At 32.9% G+C, this 21,047-nt stretch carries 23 protein-coding genes and 1 riboswitch; of the genes, 3 read left to right on the forward strand and 20 right to left on the reverse strand.

All coding sequences use genetic code 11. The annotated features are described in order from the left end of the window. Window positions 1-7: 7 nt before the first annotated feature. Window positions 8-208 carry a sulfur carrier protein ThiS gene (gene thiS / locus AAFU52_RS06915; protein WP_024768259.1) on the reverse strand — a complete coding sequence of 67 codons (201 nt, stop codon included), beginning with the start codon at window positions 206-208 and terminating at the stop codon, window positions 8-10. A 72-nt stretch (window positions 209-280) separates the two neighbouring features. Next, a riboswitch (TPP riboswitch) is annotated at window positions 281-380 on the reverse strand. A 54-nt stretch (window positions 381-434) separates the two neighbouring features. Next, window positions 435-2,654: a TonB-dependent receptor gene (locus AAFU52_RS06920; protein ID WP_438425928.1), complete on the reverse strand. Its 2,220-nt coding sequence runs from the start codon at window positions 2,652-2,654 to the stop codon at window positions 435-437. 352 nt (window positions 2,655-3,006) lie between these two features. Here AAFU52_RS06920 and AAFU52_RS06925 point away from each other — a divergent pair, with 352 nt between their 5' ends. Continuing rightward, a complete protein-coding gene (locus AAFU52_RS06925) occupies window positions 3,007-5,439 on the forward strand; it encodes an ATP-binding protein (protein WP_438425929.1) in 2,433 nt (810 codons plus the stop codon). Here the strand turns inward: AAFU52_RS06925 and AAFU52_RS06930 are convergent. The 8 genes from AAFU52_RS06930 to AAFU52_RS06965 all read right to left on the reverse strand — a co-directional run bounded on the left by AAFU52_RS06930 (window position 5,436) and on the right by AAFU52_RS06965 (window position 11,566). Continuing rightward, window positions 5,436-6,797, reverse strand: a complete 1,362-nt coding sequence (locus AAFU52_RS06930; protein ID WP_024768262.1) for a sigma-54-dependent transcriptional regulator — start codon at window positions 6,795-6,797, stop codon at window positions 5,436-5,438. The two genes, AAFU52_RS06925 and AAFU52_RS06930, sit on opposite strands and share 4 nt — an antisense overlap. Before the next feature lie 171 nt (window positions 6,798-6,968). After that, window positions 6,969-7,304, reverse strand: coding sequence for a hypothetical protein (locus AAFU52_RS06935; protein ID WP_024768263.1), 336 nt, complete (start codon window positions 7,302-7,304; stop codon window positions 6,969-6,971). A gap of 195 nt (window positions 7,305-7,499) precedes the next feature. Further along, a complete protein-coding gene (arfB, locus tag AAFU52_RS06940) occupies window positions 7,500-7,901 on the reverse strand; it encodes an alternative ribosome rescue aminoacyl-tRNA hydrolase ArfB (protein WP_024768264.1) in 402 nt (133 codons plus the stop codon). Then, entirely contained in the window at window positions 7,898-9,463 is a 1,566-nt protein-coding gene (locus tag AAFU52_RS06945; RefSeq protein ID WP_024768265.1) for a DUF4301 family protein, read from the reverse strand. The genes arfB and AAFU52_RS06945 overlap by 4 nt, the downstream gene beginning before the upstream one ends. Then, window positions 9,447-10,028, reverse strand: coding sequence for an AAA family ATPase (locus tag AAFU52_RS06950; protein ID WP_024768266.1), 582 nt, complete (start codon window positions 10,026-10,028; stop codon window positions 9,447-9,449). The genes AAFU52_RS06945 and AAFU52_RS06950 overlap by 17 nt, the downstream gene beginning before the upstream one ends. After that, window positions 9,989-10,621, reverse strand: a complete 633-nt coding sequence (gene pnuC / locus AAFU52_RS06955; protein ID WP_024768267.1) for a nicotinamide riboside transporter PnuC — start codon at window positions 10,619-10,621, stop codon at window positions 9,989-9,991. Before pnuC ends, AAFU52_RS06950 begins: the two co-directional genes overlap by 40 nt. Next, entirely contained in the window at window positions 10,605-10,865 is a 261-nt protein-coding gene (locus tag AAFU52_RS06960) for a hypothetical protein (RefSeq protein ID WP_438425930.1), read from the reverse strand. Before AAFU52_RS06960 ends, pnuC begins: the two co-directional genes overlap by 17 nt. 59 nt (window positions 10,866-10,924) lie before the next feature. Beyond that, the gene (locus AAFU52_RS06965; RefSeq protein ID WP_024768269.1) at window positions 10,925-11,566 is read right to left on the reverse strand and encodes a 4'-phosphopantetheinyl transferase family protein; all 642 of its coding nucleotides are present in this window, start codon (window positions 11,564-11,566) and stop codon (window positions 10,925-10,927) included. Between the two features lie 130 nt (window positions 11,567-11,696). Between AAFU52_RS06965 and ahcY the strand changes: the two genes are divergently transcribed. Next, window positions 11,697-13,007 carry an adenosylhomocysteinase gene (ahcY, locus tag AAFU52_RS06970; protein WP_024768270.1) on the forward strand — a complete coding sequence of 437 codons (1,311 nt, stop codon included), beginning with the start codon at window positions 11,697-11,699 and terminating at the stop codon, window positions 13,005-13,007. Window positions 13,008-13,100: 93 nt separating this feature from the next. Here ahcY and AAFU52_RS06975 read toward each other — a convergent pair whose 3' ends face one another. From AAFU52_RS06975 to mutY, 10 genes are all read right to left on the reverse strand, one after another. Further along, entirely contained in the window at window positions 13,101-13,436 is a 336-nt protein-coding gene (locus AAFU52_RS06975) for a hypothetical protein (protein WP_024768271.1), read from the reverse strand. A 40-nt stretch (window positions 13,437-13,476) separates the two neighbouring features. Beyond that, the gene (locus AAFU52_RS06980) at window positions 13,477-14,079 is read right to left on the reverse strand and encodes a hypothetical protein (protein WP_438425931.1); all 603 of its coding nucleotides are present in this window, start codon (window positions 14,077-14,079) and stop codon (window positions 13,477-13,479) included. 195 nt (window positions 14,080-14,274) lie between these two features. After that, window positions 14,275-14,535, reverse strand: coding sequence for a 50S ribosomal protein L27 (gene rpmA / locus AAFU52_RS06985; protein WP_024768273.1), 261 nt, complete (start codon window positions 14,533-14,535; stop codon window positions 14,275-14,277). Window positions 14,536-14,585: 50 nt separating this feature from the next. Continuing rightward, entirely contained in the window at window positions 14,586-15,149 is a 564-nt protein-coding gene (gene rplU, locus AAFU52_RS06990; protein ID WP_438425932.1) for a 50S ribosomal protein L21, read from the reverse strand. Window positions 15,150-15,249: 100 nt separating this feature from the next. After that, window positions 15,250-15,723, reverse strand: coding sequence for a DUF4199 domain-containing protein (locus AAFU52_RS06995; protein ID WP_024768275.1), 474 nt, complete (start codon window positions 15,721-15,723; stop codon window positions 15,250-15,252). Window positions 15,724-15,828: 105 nt separating this feature from the next. Further along, window positions 15,829-16,704, reverse strand: a complete 876-nt coding sequence (locus AAFU52_RS07000) for a DMT family transporter (protein WP_438425933.1) — start codon at window positions 16,702-16,704, stop codon at window positions 15,829-15,831. Window positions 16,705-16,852: 148 nt separating this feature from the next. Then, the gene (gene gldD, locus AAFU52_RS07005; protein ID WP_438425934.1) at window positions 16,853-17,419 is read right to left on the reverse strand and encodes a gliding motility lipoprotein GldD; all 567 of its coding nucleotides are present in this window, start codon (window positions 17,417-17,419) and stop codon (window positions 16,853-16,855) included. After that, window positions 17,406-18,737, reverse strand: a complete 1,332-nt coding sequence (locus tag AAFU52_RS07010) for a gliding motility-associated protein GldE (RefSeq protein ID WP_438425935.1) — start codon at window positions 18,735-18,737, stop codon at window positions 17,406-17,408. The genes gldD and AAFU52_RS07010 overlap by 14 nt, the downstream gene beginning before the upstream one ends. A gap of 24 nt (window positions 18,738-18,761) precedes the next feature. Further along, complete coding sequence (locus AAFU52_RS07015; protein ID WP_024768279.1) at window positions 18,762-19,223, reverse strand: single-stranded DNA-binding protein; 462 nt, start codon at window positions 19,221-19,223, stop codon at window positions 18,762-18,764. A 192-nt stretch (window positions 19,224-19,415) separates the two neighbouring features. Further along, window positions 19,416-20,474 (reverse strand): A/G-specific adenine glycosylase, encoded by a 1,059-nt coding sequence (gene mutY, locus AAFU52_RS07020; RefSeq protein WP_438425936.1) that lies wholly within the window; start codon window positions 20,472-20,474, stop codon window positions 19,416-19,418. Between the two features lie 130 nt (window positions 20,475-20,604). Between mutY and AAFU52_RS07025 the strand changes: the two genes are divergently transcribed. Further along, window positions 20,605-20,895: an HU family DNA-binding protein gene (locus AAFU52_RS07025; RefSeq protein ID WP_024768281.1), complete on the forward strand. Its 291-nt coding sequence runs from the start codon at window positions 20,605-20,607 to the stop codon at window positions 20,893-20,895. Window positions 20,896-21,047: the final 152 nt, after the last annotated feature.

Consider the following 21,047-nt stretch of genomic DNA (forward strand, 5'->3'; position numbering starts at 1 on the left):
ATTAATCCTATCCGCCTTGAGTGGCTTTTATAATTACTATATCATCATCGTTTTCAATCATTGTCTGTTCCCATTTTTCTTTAGAAACGACTTTATTATTAATAGCAATAGCAATTCCGTTAGGAACAATATCCAATTGTTCTAACAGTTTTTTTATTGAGCTATTTTTTAAAATTAATTGAGATTGATTGTTAACGTTTACGGTCATCTTTTTTAGATTAATTCCATAAACCTTAGGTCCTAATTGCCTAAATAGAGAAGAAAAATCACATCTATAAAAAATGTGACATTTACTTTTCCCTTCGTCGGTACTAACCGCATCAGGTTCAAAGGGTATTTCTCAGACCTAACCGAAGTTAAGGACACCCCTAAAGTTTATGTTATAAAAGTAATAAAACTCAAGTTTAAAATTACTTTTAAACTTGAGTTTTTAATTAAAATTTTAATGTTGCTCCAAGTAAAAAATTAATTCCTGCCTGTGGATAAAAACCTGCTCCTTCGACAGTAGTTATTGTACCTGGATTAGAAAAATCATCATCAAATGTAAAAAAGTATCCATTAGACACATACTCCTCATCAAAAATATTGTTTACCAATCCTGTTAATACTATAGATTTAAAAACAGGAATGTTTTTGATTTCATATACCACATTAAGATCATTTATAAAGAAACTATCGAGTTTCGAAGTTTCACTATCAATATTACCCATGTATTGCTCTCCTACAAATTTAGACAGCAACCCTAATTGAAGGTTTTTTATAGGGCGATAAACAAACATATTACCCGCTACAATATTAGGAGAATATGAGATGTTTGTATTTCCAAGATCGACTAAACTACCATCTCTAGAGGTTACAAAATCTTTATTCTTATTAGTACTTAATGAAATATTGGGTTTAATTATAAATTGATCAGAAAGTGTAATATCTGCATCTATTTCGATTCCTAAACGATAACTTTCTCCACTAGTTGCTCGAATTGGTGCGCCTACATCATCCAGTGCTCCTGTTAACACCAATTGATCTTTATACCACATATAATAAAGGTTGGTATTTACTATTACTTTGTTTTTTGCTAATCGCCATCCTAATTCAATATCATTAAGTCTCTCTGCTGTATCAATACCATTTTCAAAATCATCTCTTCTTGGTTCTCTATTCGCTCTGGCATAAGATGCATATACATGATTTGCGTCATTTACATGAAAGGTTGCTCCCATTTTTGGATTAAAGAATGAGTAACTTTTATCTACTTGAAGCGGAACTCTTTTTGAAGTTAACCCTGTGGTTTCGTAATTTACAAAACGTCCTTGCAGGTCTAAAAATGCACTCCATTTATCATTGACTCTATAGGTTGTTTTACCAAAAATAGTATATTCGGTTTTCTTCCCATTTCCATAATAGTATTTGTCTCCACTCTGAAAACCGATAGGGTTCTCTGTCCAAATAATTTCACCAAAATGGTCTCCATCGTAATAACTATAGAATCCACCAAAATCGATATCAAAACTATTATCTTTATAGTTTACACTTGCATTTGCAACATAAAAGTCATTCTGCAACCATCTTTTGCGTAGGTAATCGGTTTGTGTAATTTCTTCTCCGTTAACAGTAACAGGATTTACTCCCAGAAATGCCAAAGTTGCCTGATCAGAAAATAACACATTACCATAATGCCACTCATCTACATATTGCTCAAAGAACCCTCGACCATACGTATAATTTAAACCTAGGTTTGTAGACCAGTTGTTGTTATATCTTTGATTCCAATGCAATTGGTAATGATCCTGTTTATAATTATCTACTTCACTCTCATAAAACCCTTGAAGATTTCCTTCTGCATCGTATTGAAATCCTATTGGATTAAATCGTCTGTCATTTTCTAAAGTAGTCTTATCGATACCATTCCATGATTGATATGTAATCTCGTGTCCTCCAAAAGTAATTGCTTTAATTAAAGTATTATCATTTACATAAGATCCTTGAACGAAATATGATTTTAAATCTGAAGAAGCACGATCGACATAACCGTCTGATGCAATAGCTGATAAACGACCCGCTATTTCTATCTTTTCATTGATTAAACCTGTACTAAATTTCAGATTATGTTTTCTGGTACCAAAGGATCCCACGGTATTCGAAATTTCTGCATTAGCTTTTTCAGAAACGGCATCTGTTAATAGATTTAAACTAGCTCCAAAAGCTCCCGAACCATTAGTTGAAGTTCCTACTCCACGCTGAAGCTGTAGATTTTCGACAGAAGATGCAAAATCAGGAAGGTTTACCCAGAATGTACCCTGGCTCTCTGAATCATTAAAAGGTATCCCATTTAATGTAACATTTACTCTTGATGCATCACTACCTCTTACTCTAATATATGTATACCCAATTCCTGTTCCTGCATCAGTAGTAGTAACTACTCCTGGTAAATAGTTTAATAAAACCGGAATATCCTGACCTAGATTGCGTGATGCCAGTTCCTCTTTAGACAAATTAGAATGAGTAATTGGTGAATCTGCTTCTACACGTACAGATTTTACTAAGACTTCATCTAGTTTTTCTATCTTAGTTTGAGTAGAATCTGTTGATTTTTCCTGAGCTGTGAGGTTAATGCTCAATAAGAAAAGTGTAAGATAAAATAATACGTTTTTCATTCGTAAACATTCATTACGAATAAAAGGGGTTATTATTCTGTTTTAAAAATTAGTAATTAAAAAATGCTTAATAACATTAAGGATATACGTTCTATCTAAAGTGTTATCTCGCATGTCACAAACTAGGCACATAGTACCTTTTTTAGTTCCACAGTCCCTTGGCAACATTACCTGCCCAGGTTCATCGGGTATGATCTCAGCCTTTTACGTTAAAAACTTAAAAAGCACCCCTTTGAGATTTTGGCGCAAAAATACTGTGTTTTATTGATTTATTGTACATTTATTTGATGTAATGTCGAATCTATACTAAAACAAAGCAATGCTTTGGGGTTTTTGAAGTTATAAAAGGGTTATGAAGAATACGAAAAGATCGGTTACTTTTAAAATTATTGCAGGTTACTTACTTGCAGGTTTACTTGCTGTAACTGCTTTTTGGGTTATCTACCAGCAATTAGGAAACTATACCCAAATTGCCGAAATCAAAAATCAAAATAATGAGAAACTCTTCCTTGTTGGTGAAACTATAACAGGGTTATATGAAGCTGAAAGTTTAACAAGAAATATCATTCAGACTTCTGATGTTAAAAAATATATTACCTATAAAACCAAAATAGACACCATACTAAAAACGATTAATCAGGTTTCTGAAATTTCTGATGACACCCTGCAAACTCGAAAAATCGATAGTATCAAACTTCTTATTGATAGTAAAAATAAAAACCTCGAAGAGCTTATTAAAATTTATGAGCAACGAAAACAAAAAGGGTTATACGAAACTGCTATTGATGAACTGGAAAAAGTAAACAAAAGCTTTGGTGGATATACTAAATATGATATCCGATTTAAAAAATATGACCCTCGTACAAGAAGGGCGCTGATTAATATTTTGGAATTGACCAAACAGGATAATGCAAAACGACTTACCAATCAGACTGTAGATTCATTGGCTACTTCTGTAAAACAAGTACTTGCAGAACTTGAGCAAAAGGATAAAAAATCTAGACGTGAAATAACACTAAAGGAGAACAATCTTCTCAAAAAAGATCAAATCATTACAAAACAACTAAGAGATTTACTTGCTTCTATTGAACGTAATGAAAGAAATCAATATTTTGCACGTCTAGAAGCTTCAAATCAAGTTTTAAATAATACCGCCGATATTATTGTAGTAATCGCAGCCATCAGTCTACTAATAGCAATTATATTTCTGTTTTTGATTACTAAAGATGTTTCTAAAAGTCAAAAATATCGTAATGAACTCGAAGCCGAAAAAACATATACCGAATCTCTTTTAAAAACACGAGAGTCTTTAATTAACACGGTTACTCATGATCTTCGTTCTCCTTTAAATACAGTTATTGGATATTCAGATTTATTAGAAAGAACGGGGCTAGATAATAAGCAAAAACATTATCTGGATCACTTAAAGAAATCATCTGACTATATTCTTCACCTGGTAAATGACCTTCTTGATTTATCAAAACTTGAAGCTGGCCGAATGGTAATTGAAGAGCTTCCGTTCTCTCCAAAAAAATTAATAGAAAATACTATTTCCAGTGTTATTCCTATAAATGACAAGAAAAATCTTGATATCAGGATTATAACAGAAAGTCAATTAAAAAAGCAGTATTTAGGAGATCCTTTTAGAATAAAACAAGTATTGACAAATTTGGTAAATAATGCTTATAAATTTACTAATGAAGGTTCTATAACAATTGACAGTAAGGTTATCGAAAACGGCTTATCAGAAAAACAATTGGTCATATCTGTAAAAGATACAGGAATCGGAATTACAAAGGAACAACAGCATTATATTTTTGAAGAATTTTCTCAAGGAGATGATAATACCGAGAAAAAATATGGCGGTTTTGGTTTAGGACTCGCTATTACCAAAAAAATAATTAAACTCTTAAAAGGTAAGATTGAATTAGATAGCGAGCTCAATGTAGGTAGTAAATTCACATTCTACATCCCTCTTAAACAGTCTGATATATCAATCCCCGAAGAAGAATCAGAAGTTTCAGAAATACAAAATTTTACAAATAAGAAAGTTTTGATTGTTGATGATGACCCAAGTCAATTAGCTTTAACTAGCGAGGTAGCTACATTAGCTGGTCTGACTTATGATATTTGTAAAAACGGTATCGAGGCCATCTCATTATTACAGACCAATACATACGATCTTGTACTCACCGATATCCAAATGCCAAAAATGGGCGGATTTGAACTTTTACAATCTATAAAAAGTAATGCAAATCAATCCAACATACCGGTTGTTGCATTATCTGGTAGAACAGACACTTCTTTTATGGAGTACCAAGAGGCCGGATTTGCTGCTAGTTTACGAAAACCATATGCTCCAACAGAACTAATTAACCTTATTGCCAAGGTACTTAGTGTTGATTTAATCAATTATAATGGGACAACTCAGAATGATCTTAACCTTTCTGACGAGCAATATTCTCTTAGTGATTTAATGCTTTTTGCACAAGGTGATTCTGATTCTCTATATGCAATTCTAGATACATTTTATGAAAGTACTATTGGCAATGTTAAAGAATTAAAAATGACAATCAGAAAAAAAGATATCTATCATATTAAAAAGATTGCTCATAAAATGCTTCCTATGTTTAAACAAATCAAGGCAAAAGAAGTAGTTCCTATTCTAGAAAAACTAGAACATCCTGATCAATATGATCTCAATAAAAAAGCTATACTGAATCTAACAAATGATGGTATCGAAAAAATTGAAGATTTAATTGATAAATTAAAGGTAGAAAATTAAAGACTAATATCGTACTGTTTTAATTTATTGTACAGTGTTTTTCGATCTATTAAAAGCATTCTAGCAGCTTTAGCCTTATTTCCATTTGCTTTTTCTAACGCATCAAGAATCAACTCTTGTTCATTCTGATTTTTAAACAAACCATAGGTTTGTTTTGCATTATGAGGAGCATATGCAATATCATTTGGCAATACATCTAATGTAATCATATCGCTTTGAGAAAGAAGAACAGATCGTTTCACCATATTTCTTAATTCTCTTAAGTTACCAGGCCAATTGTACTTTTTAAATGCTTCTAATACTTCATCAGCGAATCCAACTACATGTTTTTCTAATTCGATATTTGACTCTTCAAGAAAGTGATTCGCAAAAAGCATCAGATCTTCAATTCTATCTCGCAATGGTGGCACCTTGATAGAAAACTCATTTAATCTATGATATAAATCTTCTCGAAAATCTCCTTCCTTTACGGCATGACTAAGATCTTCATTGGTAGCGACTATTACTCTAATATCTACTTCTATTTCTTTATTACTACCTACGGGTTTGATTTTTCGTTCCTGTAGTGCTCTTAACAATTGAACTTGCAACTCATAACTTAGATTACCTATTTCATCTAAAAACAGTGTGCCTTTATTTGCAGCCTCAAAATGACCTACTTTATCATTTACAGCACCGGTAAAGGATCCTTTTATATGACCAAAAAACTCACTAGAGGCTATTTCTTTAGGAATAGCCCCACAATCTACTGCAACAAATGGTTTGTCTGCTCGCTTACTTGCCTTATGAATACTACTTGCAACATATTCTTTACCCGTACCACTATCACCTATTACTAAAACAGACATACGTGTAGGGGCTACCAGAGCTACATATTCGTTTAGTTTTTTGGAAGCGTCACTAACTCCGCGAACAAAAGAATTATTAGCTCTTTTTGGTATTTTAGGCGATGTTACACTCGTTTCCTTTTCTTTAACTATTTTGTCTGATATAGCTCCTTGTTTGTATAATGCTTTTTCTATAGTATGCAGTATAGTATCTGGATTAAATGGTTTTGAAACATAATCAAAAGCTCCTTGCTTAATGGCGCTAACGGCCATATTGATTTCGGCATAACCCGTCATAATAATTACTTGAGTATCCGAATTATGTTTTAAAATTTCGGCTAATAAAGTAATACCATCACTATCAGGTAATCTTACATCAGAAAGTACAACATCAAAAGTGTCTTTCTTAATTTTTTGAATAGCTTCATTACCAGAAAATGCTGTAAAGACCTTATACTCCTTTTTTTGTAAAAAGGTCTTGAGCATTGTACAAAAAGCCACATCATCTTCAACGATAAGTATCTTAGACATATTTAAAAATTTATTACCTAAAAAAAGCTATTGTATAAAATTACAATTTAAAATACTTAGTTCGAATAAAAACATAAAAAAAGAGACCCTTGGGATTGAGTCTCTTTTTTAGCACTAAACAACTTTATATCGTCCTTGGTTGCAAAACGATATTCTTTTCTACCCCTAGATTTAAGATTTATTGTCGTTTGGCTTTATCCATTTGCCATTAGCGCTTGCAAATACAACTTTTGTATTATCGTCTTTACCTTGTAAGATAATTTTATATGTATTATCCTTAGACATATATGCTTTTACAATCCTTAACTCTGCAAAATCTTTGGCAGCTGCTTCTTGGATTGATAATGGCAGTTCTACAATATTGATTTCAGTATATTCCTGCTGCTCATACTCATAATCTCTAAACTCGAGATCATCACTTAGAACGGCTAATTCGTCCTGAGCTACAACACCCTGTGCCGAAAAGATACTTACTACAATCGCTACTATCATTGGTAACTTTTTCATTTTGGGTTACTGAATTATTTCTACAGTTAATAAATAGTAATAATTGTTCCAAAGATGCAGTCTGAAGGAAAAACAATTTAAATATCTGATTACCAGTGTTTTATTATTTTTACATGTATAATCATTTAAGTGTAGAAAATGTAGAATCCACACAAAAGTGTAGAAATATTACACGTTTTGGAAAAAGAAATTCACTTATAAAGAAGGCTTTTTACGGTTAGCTTTCTTTAACGAATGCTTTTGTTTGTTATCTAAGCGTTTTTTGATAGCTCCCTTAGATGGTTTAGTTCGTTTTCTTTTCTTAGGAATATGGAGACTAGCCTTAAGAATATCCAAAAGCCTTTTAATTACCAGTTCTTTATTTCTATGTTGACTTCTACTATCGTCACATTGTAATACTAAAACACCAGATTTGGTTAATCTGGAAGACAGCTTCTGGTTTAACCTTAATCTTTCATCATCGGTAAATCCTGTAGATGTCATAATATCTAAAGTTAGCTCTATTTTTGAAGATACTTTATTTACATGTTGACCTCCAGATCCAGAACTTCGAATGGCTTTAAATTTTAGTTCATTTATAATTACTGAAGTATTCACGAAAAAAGAGTTACCTGGTGCGCCGACTTAAGTAAGTCGTTTACTGTTTTTACAGGGTTAAATGTAGTTAATGGCACTTCTACAAACACACTAATCCAATTTGCCATTGCACCATTCCATAATCCAGGAAGTTCCAGTGCTTTTAGGATCTTACCATTCATAGTTTTTTCTGTAATAAATCCTGCATCAGGATCCACAAAATCCAGCAGGTCAAATTTATTTCCATTATAATCTCGTACACCACATACCAAATCAACTGGATTAAAATGAGTAGCATTACCAAGAATCTCTTCTTGTCTACGATCTTTTTTATCAATTTGTGGTGCCTCGATAATCTGTAATACCAATCTTCCGTTTTCGCGCTTTATCCAAAATGGTCCCCCTCCCGGTTCTCCTTCATTAATCACCATACCACAAACCCGAATAGGTCGATTTAAAGATTCTCGCAAGAATTGAAGTTTATATGTATCAGAAAACTTATCAAAATCCAATGGTAACCTAACATTAAGTTGCTTCACTAAAAATTTCTTGATATCCTTTAATTCTGCTTCTGATGGTTTCTTTTCATCAATCGCATTTAATATCCTAAATACTTCGTCCTGAATTTCGATTAACTTACCTGCAAGTACTTTTTTATATCCCGAAACTTCATCCTGATATTTACGTACTACTACATTGTCTATATTTTTAATATAAATGATATCTCCATCCAAATCATTTAAGTTTTCGATCAACGCTCCATGTCCTCCAGGTCTAAATAACAAACACCCATCTTCTTTTCTAAACGGTTCATTATCCTCTGTTACTGCAATAGTATCTGTTTCTGTTTTTTGAAATGAGTATGTAATACTAAAACTAGTATTAGTCTTCTCTTCAACTTCTTTCTTAATTCTTTCAAATTCTCCCTTAAAAGCTTCGAGATGTTCTTTAGAAATGGTAAAATGTAGTTTAGAATCGCCTTTATTGTTAGCATTATAACCTGCTGCTTCATATAAGTGCTCTTCAAAAGAGGTTGCTATACTATCGTCATATTTATGAAAAGGAAACAACCCTTTAGGAAAAGTCCCATAGTTTAATCCTTTTTCCTTCAACATCATTTCGACAAAAATATACAATTGCTTCCCTTCGGATAAAGATCTAAATTTAGGATAGGCGCTTTTTACTTTTTCCATAACTATATCATAGAATGGAAATTTTTCCAGGCCTATTAAAAAAAGACGTATTGCATTTGCTTTTTCATGATTCGTATAAGAATTAAGGCTTTCTTTTTTAAAATCATAATTATCAAGAAACCGAAATAAATCTTTAAACATTCGTGTAGCTGCACCAGATGCAGGAACAAACTTTATAGTATCAAGGTGCGGCACTCTAGAATCGTATAACTTGGTAAGTTCTGAGTGATAGTGTTCAGAAAACTTAAGGATTCCATTATCCAGTGTTGCTGCACTTCTTAATGCAACAAAAGGGATTTCATTTTTAAAAATTTCTATTTGTGAGAGTACTTTATCAATCGTTAATCCTTTTGATTTAATTAACTTAATATCTTTATCCGTTATATTCACTTTTATCTTCTATTAGTTGGCTAATGTGTGTCAATGCTTTTTCAAAACGAGATATTTTATCTCCTTTTATGACGATATATGGAAGATTATGTTTTTCAAGACATTCTTTAAATCTTAAAAACATTTCTTCTCGTTCGTGGGGTTTGTCCCTTAGATCATCGGCAATCCAAGGAATGTCAATATAAGTCAAAAGATACAAATCATAAACATTTTCTAATGAAATTTTATTTAAGGTTTCGGGAACTGCCCCGTCATAGTATGCTTCTGAATATACTTTTAGTTCCAAAAGGTTTGTATCACAAAACAACAGGGTGTTAACTTTTTGGGCCATTTCATTTTCTAATTTCATTTGACCTTCTGCAATCTGAAGCATATCATCGTATACACATACTTCTTTGGTCTCATCCCATTTTCTTTGCAAATATTCCCTCATATATTCAGGAACACACTCGGTGTTATAATACGCTGCCAATTGCCTAGATAATGTAGTTTTGCCCGTACATTCTGGGCCAAACAATACTATTTTTATACAATTGCTGGGTTGTTGTCTAAGCTTTTCTTCCATGTGATATATCCAAAAATTGCGATAATCGTAAATAATACATATTGCAAACTGGTAAATGTAAATCCTTTATAAAAATATAACGGTACCGAAATAATATCTCCAATAATCCAAAAAACCCAGTTTTCGATTTTTCTTTTTGCCATTAGCCACATCCCAACAAAGAATATTGCCGTAGTTAAAGTATCTATATAGGCCGTCCAATCATTCAACTTATCAAAAACAACATAAACTCCATACACAAAAAGCAAGGTCATGATAAAAATTATTGCTGATATATTCTTTTCTTCAGTAGTTGTTCTTGCGATTGGAGTGACATGTGTTTCATCTACTTTTCGGGTCCAGATATACCACCCATAAATACTCATTATGAAATAATACGCGTTGATCATCATATCTCCTAATAATGACCATTGCAATAATAAATACACATAAATTGCAGTGCTAATAATACCTGTTGGATACACCCAAATCTTATTAAACCAGGCAAAGATCACACTTAACAGACCAAAAAGTGCCGCTATAATCTCGAGGGCTATGTGTAAATCGGAGTATTCTGAATACTGCCCAAATAAAAATTCAAAAATGGGGCTCATAATTACTTCTATTGCTTTTTACCATTTTCATATACACCAAAACGTGATCCATATCTCCAAATGCATTTTTAATCTCTAAAGTCAAAAAAGGCATTACTTTATTATACTCTCCATAAATCTGAGTACTTAAAGGATTTTCTAAAACTGTAAACTCTGATGCTCGTAACCGTTTTATAAAACGAATAATATGTTCTTCAAAATCAGCTTGAAGAGGGGTAAGGGTTAATTCTATTGATATTTGCATGTTATCTTTTTATGTATGATATTTCCCATAAAATATTCATGTATTTGTGGTTATAAAATTCATATTTCTGAAGCTGGTAAAGCATATACGCAGGTAAATCCTTCAAACTCTATAAATGCCATATCATAATGAGTTATTTCATCTTTATAATTAACAGCTCCATAAACAAATGGATATTCTAATGTAAAAGGAGAAATAAAAATATGCTGTTCAAAACTCAAGCCCGCCGTTGCATATAACTTATACAAAGATTCTTTGGCTCCCCAAATTATAGTTAATGCACGAGTCTTATCCAGTCTTTGTTTTTCTAGAGAATCATTCTCAAATTCATTCACAAACTTATGCGCAATTTTATGAATCTTTTCTCTTTGTTTTTCGATATCGATTCCAACGAGTTTATCACTGATTATGATTCCTGCAAATTCATAAGAATGGGTAATTGAAATTTGTTTTCCATCTTTAAGATGTGGTTTTCCAAATTCGTCATAATACAGATCATGATCGGTATAACCAAATGCAGCCAGCAGATGTCGAACGCTCATAAAGCCTCTGCGATGCATATCAGATTTCATATTATCTACTCTATTCTGGCAGTGTTGTGTTAATTCTATTCCCTGACATAGGGACTCGTAAGATTCTTCAATCTTCCAAATCAACACATTAGTAGTTTCATCTACTGTTATAGTTTTGTAAAGAGGCATTTAAATTCTTAAAGTTATTATGTACCTTTGCAAACCGAAAAAGGAATATTATTCGATTTTTCGGGAACGAATTTAGAACAATTTAGTGCGAAATACCAGAAAGCACTTCATAAACATAAAATTAACTACTATGAGTACCAAAACTGTACCTTATGTTCCTTACAAGGTGAAAGATATTTCATTAGCTGCTTGGGGAAGAAAAGAAATCGAATTAGCTGAAGCAGAAATGCCAGGACTTATGTCTCTTCGTGAAGAATATAAAGATGAGCAACCTCTTAAAGGTTCTCGTATCGCAGGTTGTCTTCATATGACGATCCAGACTGCAGTGTTAATAGAAACACTTCAGGCTCTTGGAGCAGAAGTAACTTGGAGTTCTTGTAATATATTTTCTACTCAGGATCAAGCTGCAGCTGCTATTGCAGAAGCAGGTACCCCAGTATACGCTTGGAAAGGTATGAATGATGAAGAGTTTGATTGGTGTATAGAGCAAACTCTATTTTTTGGCGAAGATCGCAAACCTTTAAATATGATCCTTGATGATGGGGGAGACTTAACTAATATGGTGTTAGATAAGTATCCTGAATTAGTAGAAGGAATTAATGGTTTATCTGAAGAAACAACTACTGGAGTCCATAGACTATATGAGCGTATGGCAAATGGAACACTTCCTATGCCTGCGATTAACGTAAACGATAGTGTTACTAAATCAAAATTTGACAATAAATACGGATGTAAAGAAAGTGCTGTAGATGCGATTCGTCGTGCTACCGATGTAATGCTTGCTGGTAAACGTGTTGTTGTTTGTGGATATGGAGATGTAGGTAAAGGTACCGCTGCATCGTTTAGAGGGGCCGGTTCTATAGTAACTATTACTGAAATTGACCCGATTTGTGCTTTACAAGCAGCCATGGACGGTTTTGAAGTGAAAAAACTAGAAACTGTTGTTGGAAAAGCGGACGTTGTTATTACTACTACCGGAAATAAAGATATTGTTCGTGGAGAACACTTTCAAGCAATGAAAGATAAAACCATTGTTTGTAATATTGGACATTTTGATAATGAGATTGATGTGGCTTGGTTAAATTCGCAAAGCGAGAAAATTGAGATCAAACCTCAAGTAGATAAGTACAATATTGGAGGTAATGACATTATACTTCTTGCCGAAGGTCGTTTAGTAAATCTAGGTTGCGCAACAGGACACCCAAGTTTTGTAATGAGTAATTCATTTACCAATCAGACTTTAGCACAAATTGAACTTTGGACTAATCTCGAAAGTTATGAAAACAAGGTATACATGCTTCCGAAGCACTTAGATGAAAAGGTAGCAAAATTACACCTTGCTAAAATTGGAGTAGAACTTACCGACCTTAGCAAAGATCAAGCTGAATATATTGGTGTAACTGTTGAAGGGCCTTACAAACCAGAATATTACAGATACTAAAAAAAGATCGCTGTGGCGGTTAGATTTTAGAAATAAACAAGAAACCCCTTATCTTTCGATAAGGGGTTTTTATTTAGAACAATAGCAGTATTATTATTTCTTTTTCCTAAAGATATAACTCATCCATACAGGATCATTCTCTTCAGAAACAATAGATTGTCGATCTACAAACTCCCAATTAGCGGCATTCATATAATTCAGTAAATCTGAAGTCCTCTCTAGGTCCTCTAATTGCTTAATGGTTATTTGTTTGCCCACCAAAGAGGTCTGCTCCTCAACCTTAATTCTTTTTACCTTACCTCTATTATTTGCCTTTTGAATTACAATAACCTCAAGATAGTCGTATTTAGGAATATCTTGTGAAGTTGCATCAAAGGTTATACATAAAAAGAAGATACAACATAATGCTTTAGCTATTAAAGTATTCATCGTTTTTCTATTTTTGAGTTATACCAAAGATTAACCAATATTACTTTGCCTTTTTAAGGATATATTTTGCCATTTCCTTAGCTAGTTTAGCATAACTCTCGGCTATTCTGTATCCAGAGTTATAATCGGCTCCATAAAAATTACTTCCTGGTACCTTAAAATATTTTGTAGAGAATAATATTTTATCAGGATTACCAGTTTCATATACAATGATTGTTGCATTTACCTTAGATGGCTGTTTCATAACACCTACATTATATCCCGGGTAAATCCATGTTGTCTTAACTTTCATAGTATGAGTAGCACCTTCTAAACCTTTTTCAACTTTAACAGCTCCACCATCAAAACGTTTATTGAAAGACTCTATATATTTTGGTTCAAATAAATTTTCGCGATCAGCAAACCAGGATTTTTTAAATTTTTCTCCTTTACCAGCTTCTTTAGCTTCTCTCTTTTCCATTTTGTTTTTCAGGAATTCTTCTTCAGTATCAAACTTGTCAACTTTAAGATTTTCGTAATCGAAAACTAAATTATACGCTGTGATACCTTTCAGATTTTTAATACTTCCTTCTTGATCTTTTCTTTTTTGACTAAAAGCAAGGGTAACAGTCATTAACAATGTTAATAATAATAACTTTTTCATGATTAGGTTTTTAAATTTGATGATAAATATATTTCTTTTTTTTAAGAATAGGGAAAAAGTCTTTAACCGCTCGGTTCTGAGAGGTCAAAACAGAAAATTCCTTAAATCCAAAGTACGCATTAGAGAGCTTATAACAAACAAAAAACCCTTTTCTATACAAGAAAAGGGTTTTTTATATTACAAAGGAAAGATCCTTTATGCTTCAAATGGAACTATAGAAACATAGGATTTATTGTCTTTCTTTTTAGTAAATTTCACTAAACCATCTACTTTAGCATGTAGGGTGTGATCTTTACCAGCGTATACATTTTCGCCTGGTTTGTGGGCTGTACCTCTTTGTCTTACAATGATGTTACCAGCCACGGCAGCTTGTCCACCAAATATCTTCACACCTAAGCGTTTCGATTCTGATTCTCTACCGTTTTTCGAACTACCAACTCCTTTTTTATGAGCCATTTTCTTTCGGTTTTATATTGTTAATACTTACAGGGGTTACCTGCCGTTTTTTATTTTCCTTGTAAAGCTTCAATTAATTCTGCTTTCTTCATAGAAGAAATACCAGAAATTCCCTGAGCCTTAGCCATGTCTTTTAATTCAGCTACTGTCTTAGTGCTTAAATCTTCTTTATCAGCTTTTGGCTTTGCTGCTTCTTTCTTAGGAGCGGCTGCTTTAGTTTCAGCTTTAGGAGCAGAAGCTTTTACTTCTTTCTCTGCTTTAGCTTTTGGTTCAGTTTTTTTAGTTGCTGTTTTCTTAGCTCCAGAAGTTACTATACTTTCGATAATAATTTCTGTAAGAGATTGACGGTGACCATTTTTAACACGGTATCCTTTACGTCTCTTTTTCTTGAAAACAATAACTTTATCACCTTTAAGGTGTCTTGTGATTTTTGCTCCTACTTGAGCTCCATCTATAGCTGGGGCGCCTAAAGTAACTTTATCTCCATCTGCCGCAAGAAGAACTTTATCAAAAGAGACTTTGTCTCCTTCTTCTCCTGCTAAACGATGTACAAATACTTTTTGGTCTTTTGCAACTTTAAATTGCTGCCCTGCTATCTCTACAATTGCGTACATAGCGTAACGTTTAATTAATTATTTTTATAAATAAAGAACTGCGCCTATTTTTAAATAGGCGGGTGCAAATATACTGCTAATTAATTAAATGACAAATATTTTATGCCTCTACAGGCTTTGAATTGCGATTTTTTTTTGGATTCCAACTTTCTTTAAATAATTGCATAAAAGATAACGTAAGCACAAAAGTAGTGGCAAACCCCATAACTGCTGCAACAAACACAACTATTCCTACTCCTACATGATAATGCGAACTCCAATTCGCCAGCATTTCTGGTAAGAAATCAGTATTGATATTAGTTACATAGATCGCAAAGAAAATAATAAAAACAATTGTAGCATTAAACCCAGTAAAAAGCCCTGCCATAAATCCTTTTTGATATTCAAAATCACTTCCTTTTTCCTGCTTGTAGTTTTTCATGGCTTTGTACAAACCAAGAGCTACTATAATACCATTTCCTAAACTAAAAACAGGTTCTGTTTGTACACCGATCAAAGAAAGGATTAAAAAATACGCAATAAGTCCAATAGCAATAAGAAGTCCATATATAACAGGAATAGTTGATTTTTTCATGGTTTCGCTCTTTAGGATTCTCTCTTAAAAGTAAGGAATTTAAGAGTTTTTTAACCTTAAAAGCTTGTTAATTTATTGTTTAACAGCAACATATGAGAATGAGAATTACCTATTCCTATTAGCCAAATATACTCCCAGGATAATAACTCCAGAAGCTAGCACTTGATAAAATGTAAATTTCTCATTATCCAATATCCCCCACAGCATGGCTACAATAGGAATCGTATAGGTTACCGAAGTCGCAAATACCGGAGTACTGATCTGCACCAGTTTATTAAACAATACTTTGGCAATACCCGTACCTACTATTGCTAGTATAGAAACATACATCAAGCTCATATGTACTTTTGGGCTAGTTATCACTTCTGTTTTAAAAAAATCTGAAAAACATAAGACGATTAAAGCCGGAATCACTAATACAACAAAATTTCCGTTAGCAATTGCCATAGGCGAGATATGCTGCATATATCTTTTTATGATATTTACATTTATTGCATAACATACCGAAGCACAAAGCACTAATAACGCATACCAATAGTTTTGATTGGGGTTAACCGAAGCTCCTTCTAATATAAGAGCAACACAACCAATTAACCCTACAATCACACCAAAGAATTGGTTTTTATTAAATCGCATAGAGAAAATCAACATCCCCAGGATCAAAGTAACCAATGGTGTGGTAGAATTAAGGATTGATGCTATACCACTATCAATTTCTGTCTCGGCAAAGGCGAATAAAAACGCAGGGATGAATGTTCCTGCAAAGGCAGATATGATTATCCATTTCCAATCCGATGCTGCTATTTTTCGCATACTCCTAAACCCGATCAAGAATAAAAATGTTGCCGCAAATAGCGTTCTTAAAGCACCCAATTGTAGTGGCGTAAGTCCGATCAATGATTTTTTGATAAGAATAAATGAACTACCCCAAACCAGAGAGAGTACTGCCAGATATATCCATTTTAGTTTTGTGTTTTGCATTTTTGCGAAGTAAGTTGCAAAAGTGATAAAATTATAAGTACACAGAATACCTTTTGGAAGAAAATTAACTATAAAATGGTTTAAACTTTTTTCAATTTGTCACAAAATGATTCTTTTCACTTCTATTAATAAACGTATTTTAAAGTTTTTACTTTTTCCAACGAAGAGTTTCCATAAAATACCTCATATCATTACGCAAATAATTCGCAGCAGGAAGTATAGAATCATAATTAGGTTTCACCTTAAAATACATAGAACCTACTATAAAATGCCGAATACTATCGGTTGCATAAAACTGAGATGGAGAAGCAGCATCGCCAGAAACCTCATAAAACACACCATATACTTTATTTTCTTCATTTGCATAAGGTGTTTGCACGATCCCATCTGCTTTGATCACATGTTCCTGAGTAAGGTTTTGAGCATCCCTAAGTAATGAATCCAGGTTATTATTAATTTCATAATAAGAAATATACATTGTAGCTCTTAGCTTTTTATACTCTAGATTATACCAACAATTTTTATTTCTTCTGGCTCTACGAAGTTCTGAAAATTCATTCTTTTCAAAAGAATAAGGGCAAGGCAATACCAGCTCCTTATACTCGGGAGCAGGATAACTTAATCGTAGCATTCCTTCTGGCTTAGGCAATACTTCACCTCCACAAGAAAATAGCATACATACGCTGGTCACTATAAAAAATCTAACTATTTTCATTTTCGTTAATGGTCAATTTCACTTGTTTTATTCGCTTGTTATCCAACGATTCTATTTTAAACGCATACTGATCTACTTTGATAATTTCCCCACGTTTCGGAAAACTCCCAGAAATCTCCAATAACAATCCTGCTATGGTTTCTGCATCTCCTTTCTTTTCTTCAAAAACGCCGTTGTTTTCGAGTTTCAGTACTTTATAAAAATCTTTTAAAGCCGTTCTTCCTTCAAAAACATAGTTTCGATCATCCAATTTTGAGAATATTAAATCTTCATCATCAAACTCATCACTAATATCTCCTACAATCTCTTCTATAATATCCTCGAGAGAAATCAAACCACTGGTTCCGCCATACTCATCCACAACAATAGCCAGATGATTTTTTTTATCTTTAAAATCATTAAGTAAATCATCTAGTTTTTTATTCTCTGGCACAAAATACGGTAATCTTAATAAAGATGTCCAATCAAAAGAAGGTGTATTAATATAAGGTAATAGGTCTTTTACATATAGAATCCCAATTACATTATCAATACTATCTTCATATACCGGAATCCTGGAATATCCTTTCTCGATAATCTCAGGAAGAATTTCCTGATATGCAGTTGCACTATTTAACGCAAAAATATCCATACGAGGATGCATCACCTGTTTAGTATCTGTATTTCCGAAAGACACAATACCTTCTAATATTTTCTTCTCTTCGTCTGTAGTATCCTTGTCTGAGGTTAATTCTAATGCTTGTGATAATTGATCTACACTCAAATTAGATTTCTGTTTCCCTAATCGATTATGAATCCCAACAGTGATACTACGCATTGGCATACTAATCGGCGCAATGATCCAATCCAGAACTGCTAAAGGTCTTGCCATAAATTTGGCAAATTTCACTTTATTTCTACTGGCATATAGTTTGGGTAAAATTTCACCAAACAATAAAATCAGGAATGCTGCGACCCCTACTTCGACCACAAATCTTACATTAATCCAACCTAACCAAACATAATCAAGATTGCTAAAATATATCTTACCTAAGGTATCAAAAAGCAACACTATCGCTATATTGATAAAATTATTCGCTACTAATATGGTAGCTAATAGCTTCTTAGGGTTATCTAGTAATTTAGACACAATCTTAAGATTCTTAGACGCATTCTCTTCATCTTTAAGATCTGCAGGAGTTAAAGAAAAAAGAGCTACTTCACTACCTGATATTAATGCAGAAAAAATGAGCAGCACTACCAGTACAACCACATTAATGGTTTGCATAAAATCAAAAACAAATAGTGAAATAAATAACGGTTCAGGATCAGGGTCCAAATTATCTTTGTTTAGTTAGACATATCAGAACGGAAGATCATCGTCTTCTGTCGCTGGTGAATTAGATGAAACTTCCTGCGAATTACTGGCAGCAGGTGTATTCGTTTGAGGTGTATTCTGAGGTTTGTGCTCAGAAGGTTGGTTCTCATTCTTAGGTGTAAGAAAAGTAAAATCTGTACACTGTATTTCTGTACTATACCTATCTTTTCCTTGCTCATCTTGCCATTTTCTGGTTTTAAGACGACCTTCAATATATACCTTATCTCCCTTATTAAGGTATTTCTCGCAAATTTCTGCAGCTTTATTTCTGACTACGACATTGTGCCACTCTGTAGTATTTACACGCTCTCCTGTGCTTTTATTTACATACGAATCATTAGTAGCAAGAGGAAATCTACCTATGCAACTACCTCCTTCAAAATAATGCATCTTTACCTCATCACCCGTATGCCCTATAAGCATTACTTTATTTAATGTTCCAGACATTTTAGTTTATGATTTGTTGTTTTGGTTTATCATTGCAAAGAAATGACAAACTGTACTAAATAACGCTATCCTAATACTTCTTATTTTTCAAAGTAGCTTTAAATAACTTTGTTTATAGTAAATGTAATAAAAAAATTAATACATAAATGATACCCCAATCGTCTTAACTTAGGTTTTAGATCTTTCTCAATATCAATTCTGCTGAAAAAATATATCTATAAAATTACCTAACAGAATAGGAACGGGATATGCATGTATTTCTTCATAATCAACGATCTTTTGATCCTGGTTTACTTTTGAAGGGATATCTGATTTGATGATATAGAATCGAGTATACAGATGCTGATGAGATAATTTGTGCACTATAGGTTCTTCCTGGTGTGGTATAATTTCGTACTCTTTATCTTTTATCATTTCTCTAAAAACAGTGTGAGACGATATCGTATCTATATCTATCGCGTCACTTTCTATTAAAGGAAATTCATATAACCCTTTCCATATACCATTACCTACTCTTTGTTGGATAATTGTTTTCTTATCTTCTGTAAAAAACACCAAATAATTAAAGTAACGTTTCTTGATTTTTAGTTTTTTGATTTTAACCGGTAGCACTTCTACTTTTCCATTTTTTAGTGCCTCACAACTATCTCGTAGCGGGCATATAATACAATACGGGCTTTTGGGTTTGCATTGTAGTGCTCCAAACTCCATAATTGCCTGGTTATACTCTGCAGGTTCCTCATGATCCATTAAGGTTATTGCAAGTTCTTTGAATTCTTTTACTCCTTTTGTACTATTAATAGGTGTATCGATTCCAAAATACCGTGATAATACCCGATACACATTTCCGTCTACAACAGGAACTGCTTCCTTATAACATATAGAAGCTATTGCACTCGCTGTATAATCTCCAACTCCTTTTAATTGTAAAAGACCTTTATATGTAGTAGGAAAAACGCCATTTAAATCATTTGCAACGTATTTTGCAGTGGCATGCAAGTTTCTGGCTCTGGAATAATATCCCAATCCCTGCCACAATTTTAACACTTCTTCTTCACTTGCATTTGCAAGATCAAATACTGTTGGAAAAGCCTCTGTAAATGATATATAATATGGTAATCCTTGCGCCACTCTGGTCTGCTGAAGTATAATTTCACTAAGCCAAATATGATATGGATTTTTAGTTTCTCGCCATGGCATCGATCTTTTGTTTTGTAAGTACCACGTAATGAGTTTTTTAGAAAATATCATAGTAAAATTATAAGTTTTACAAAATTAAACGTTTAAAGATGAAAATATCATCTTAAGTATTGATATTTTGGATTTTAAATTCTTATATTTGCCCCCTTGAAAATTTAAAAACCCCTAAATAGGTAATATAATGACTAAAGCAGATATTGTAGCAAAAATTTCGGAAAAATTAGGAATAGAAAAAGGTGATGTTCAGGCAACGGTTGAAACCTTTATGGAAGAGGTGAAAAGTTCACTAGAGAGTGGAGATAATGTATACCTTAGAGGATTTGGTAGCTTTATTATCAAAACCAGAGCAGAAAAAACAGGCCGTAATATTTCTAAGAACACTACGATCAAAATTCCTGCACACAATATACCTGCGTTTAAACCTGCAAAAGTATTTGTAGAAGGTGTAAAAACTAACGTAGAAGTAAAATAAATAATTATAAATATAAAAAGCATACACTATGCCAAGTGGTAAAAAACGTAAAAGACACAAGGTAGCTACGCACAAGCGTAAAAAAAGAAGAAGAGCCAACCGCCATAAGAAAAAGTAGTTTCTAACTACTTTTTTCATTTAAAAAGTTAAGT

The organism is Aquimarina macrocephali, from assembly GCF_051627225.1.
GTDB classification, from domain to species: Bacteria; Bacteroidota; Bacteroidia; order Flavobacteriales; family Flavobacteriaceae; genus Aquimarina; species Aquimarina macrocephali.

Excerpts from the sequence above, each read along its gene's own strand:
- thiS (WP_024768259.1), bottom strand. The coding sequence starts at position 208 with ATGACCGTAAACGTTAACAATCAATCTCAATTAATTTTAAAAAATAGC.
- AAFU52_RS06920 (WP_438425928.1), bottom strand. The coding sequence starts at position 2,654 with ATGAAAAACGTATTATTTTATCTTACACTTTTCTTATTGAGCATTAAC.
- AAFU52_RS06925 (WP_438425929.1), top strand. The coding sequence starts at position 3,007 with ATGAAGAATACGAAAAGATCGGTTACTTTTAAAATTATTGCAGGTTAC.
- AAFU52_RS06930 (WP_024768262.1), bottom strand. The coding sequence starts at position 6,797 with ATGTCTAAGATACTTATCGTTGAAGATGATGTGGCTTTTTGTACAATG.
- AAFU52_RS06935 (WP_024768263.1), bottom strand. The coding sequence starts at position 7,304 with ATGAAAAAGTTACCAATGATAGTAGCGATTGTAGTAAGTATCTTTTCG.
- AAFU52_RS06950 (WP_024768266.1), bottom strand. The coding sequence starts at position 10,028 with ATGGAAGAAAAGCTTAGACAACAACCCAGCAATTGTATAAAAATAGTA.
- pnuC (WP_024768267.1), bottom strand. The coding sequence starts at position 10,621 with ATGAGCCCCATTTTTGAATTTTTATTTGGGCAGTATTCAGAATACTCC.
- AAFU52_RS06960 (WP_438425930.1), bottom strand. The coding sequence starts at position 10,865 with ATGCAAATATCAATAGAATTAACCCTTACCCCTCTTCAAGCTGATTTT.
- AAFU52_RS06965 (WP_024768269.1), bottom strand. The coding sequence starts at position 11,566 with ATGCCTCTTTACAAAACTATAACAGTAGATGAAACTACTAATGTGTTG.
- ahcY (WP_024768270.1), top strand. The coding sequence starts at position 11,697 with ATGAGTACCAAAACTGTACCTTATGTTCCTTACAAGGTGAAAGATATT.
- AAFU52_RS06975 (WP_024768271.1), bottom strand. The coding sequence starts at position 13,436 with ATGAATACTTTAATAGCTAAAGCATTATGTTGTATCTTCTTTTTATGT.
- AAFU52_RS06980 (WP_438425931.1), bottom strand. The coding sequence starts at position 14,079 with ATGAAAAAGTTATTATTATTAACATTGTTAATGACTGTTACCCTTGCT.
- rpmA (WP_024768273.1), bottom strand. The coding sequence starts at position 14,535 with ATGGCTCATAAAAAAGGAGTTGGTAGTTCGAAAAACGGTAGAGAATCA.
- rplU (WP_438425932.1), bottom strand. The coding sequence starts at position 15,149 with ATGTACGCAATTGTAGAGATAGCAGGGCAGCAATTTAAAGTTGCAAAA.
- AAFU52_RS06995 (WP_024768275.1), bottom strand. The coding sequence starts at position 15,723 with ATGAAAAAATCAACTATTCCTGTTATATATGGACTTCTTATTGCTATT.
- AAFU52_RS07000 (WP_438425933.1), bottom strand. The coding sequence starts at position 16,704 with ATGCAAAACACAAAACTAAAATGGATATATCTGGCAGTACTCTCTCTG.
- gldD (WP_438425934.1), bottom strand. The coding sequence starts at position 17,419 with ATGAAAATAGTTAGATTTTTTATAGTGACCAGCGTATGTATGCTATTT.
- AAFU52_RS07015 (WP_024768279.1), bottom strand. The coding sequence starts at position 19,223 with ATGTCTGGAACATTAAATAAAGTAATGCTTATAGGGCATACGGGTGAT.
- mutY (WP_438425936.1), bottom strand. The coding sequence starts at position 20,474 with ATGATATTTTCTAAAAAACTCATTACGTGGTACTTACAAAACAAAAGA.
- AAFU52_RS07025 (WP_024768281.1), top strand. The coding sequence starts at position 20,605 with ATGACTAAAGCAGATATTGTAGCAAAAATTTCGGAAAAATTAGGAATA.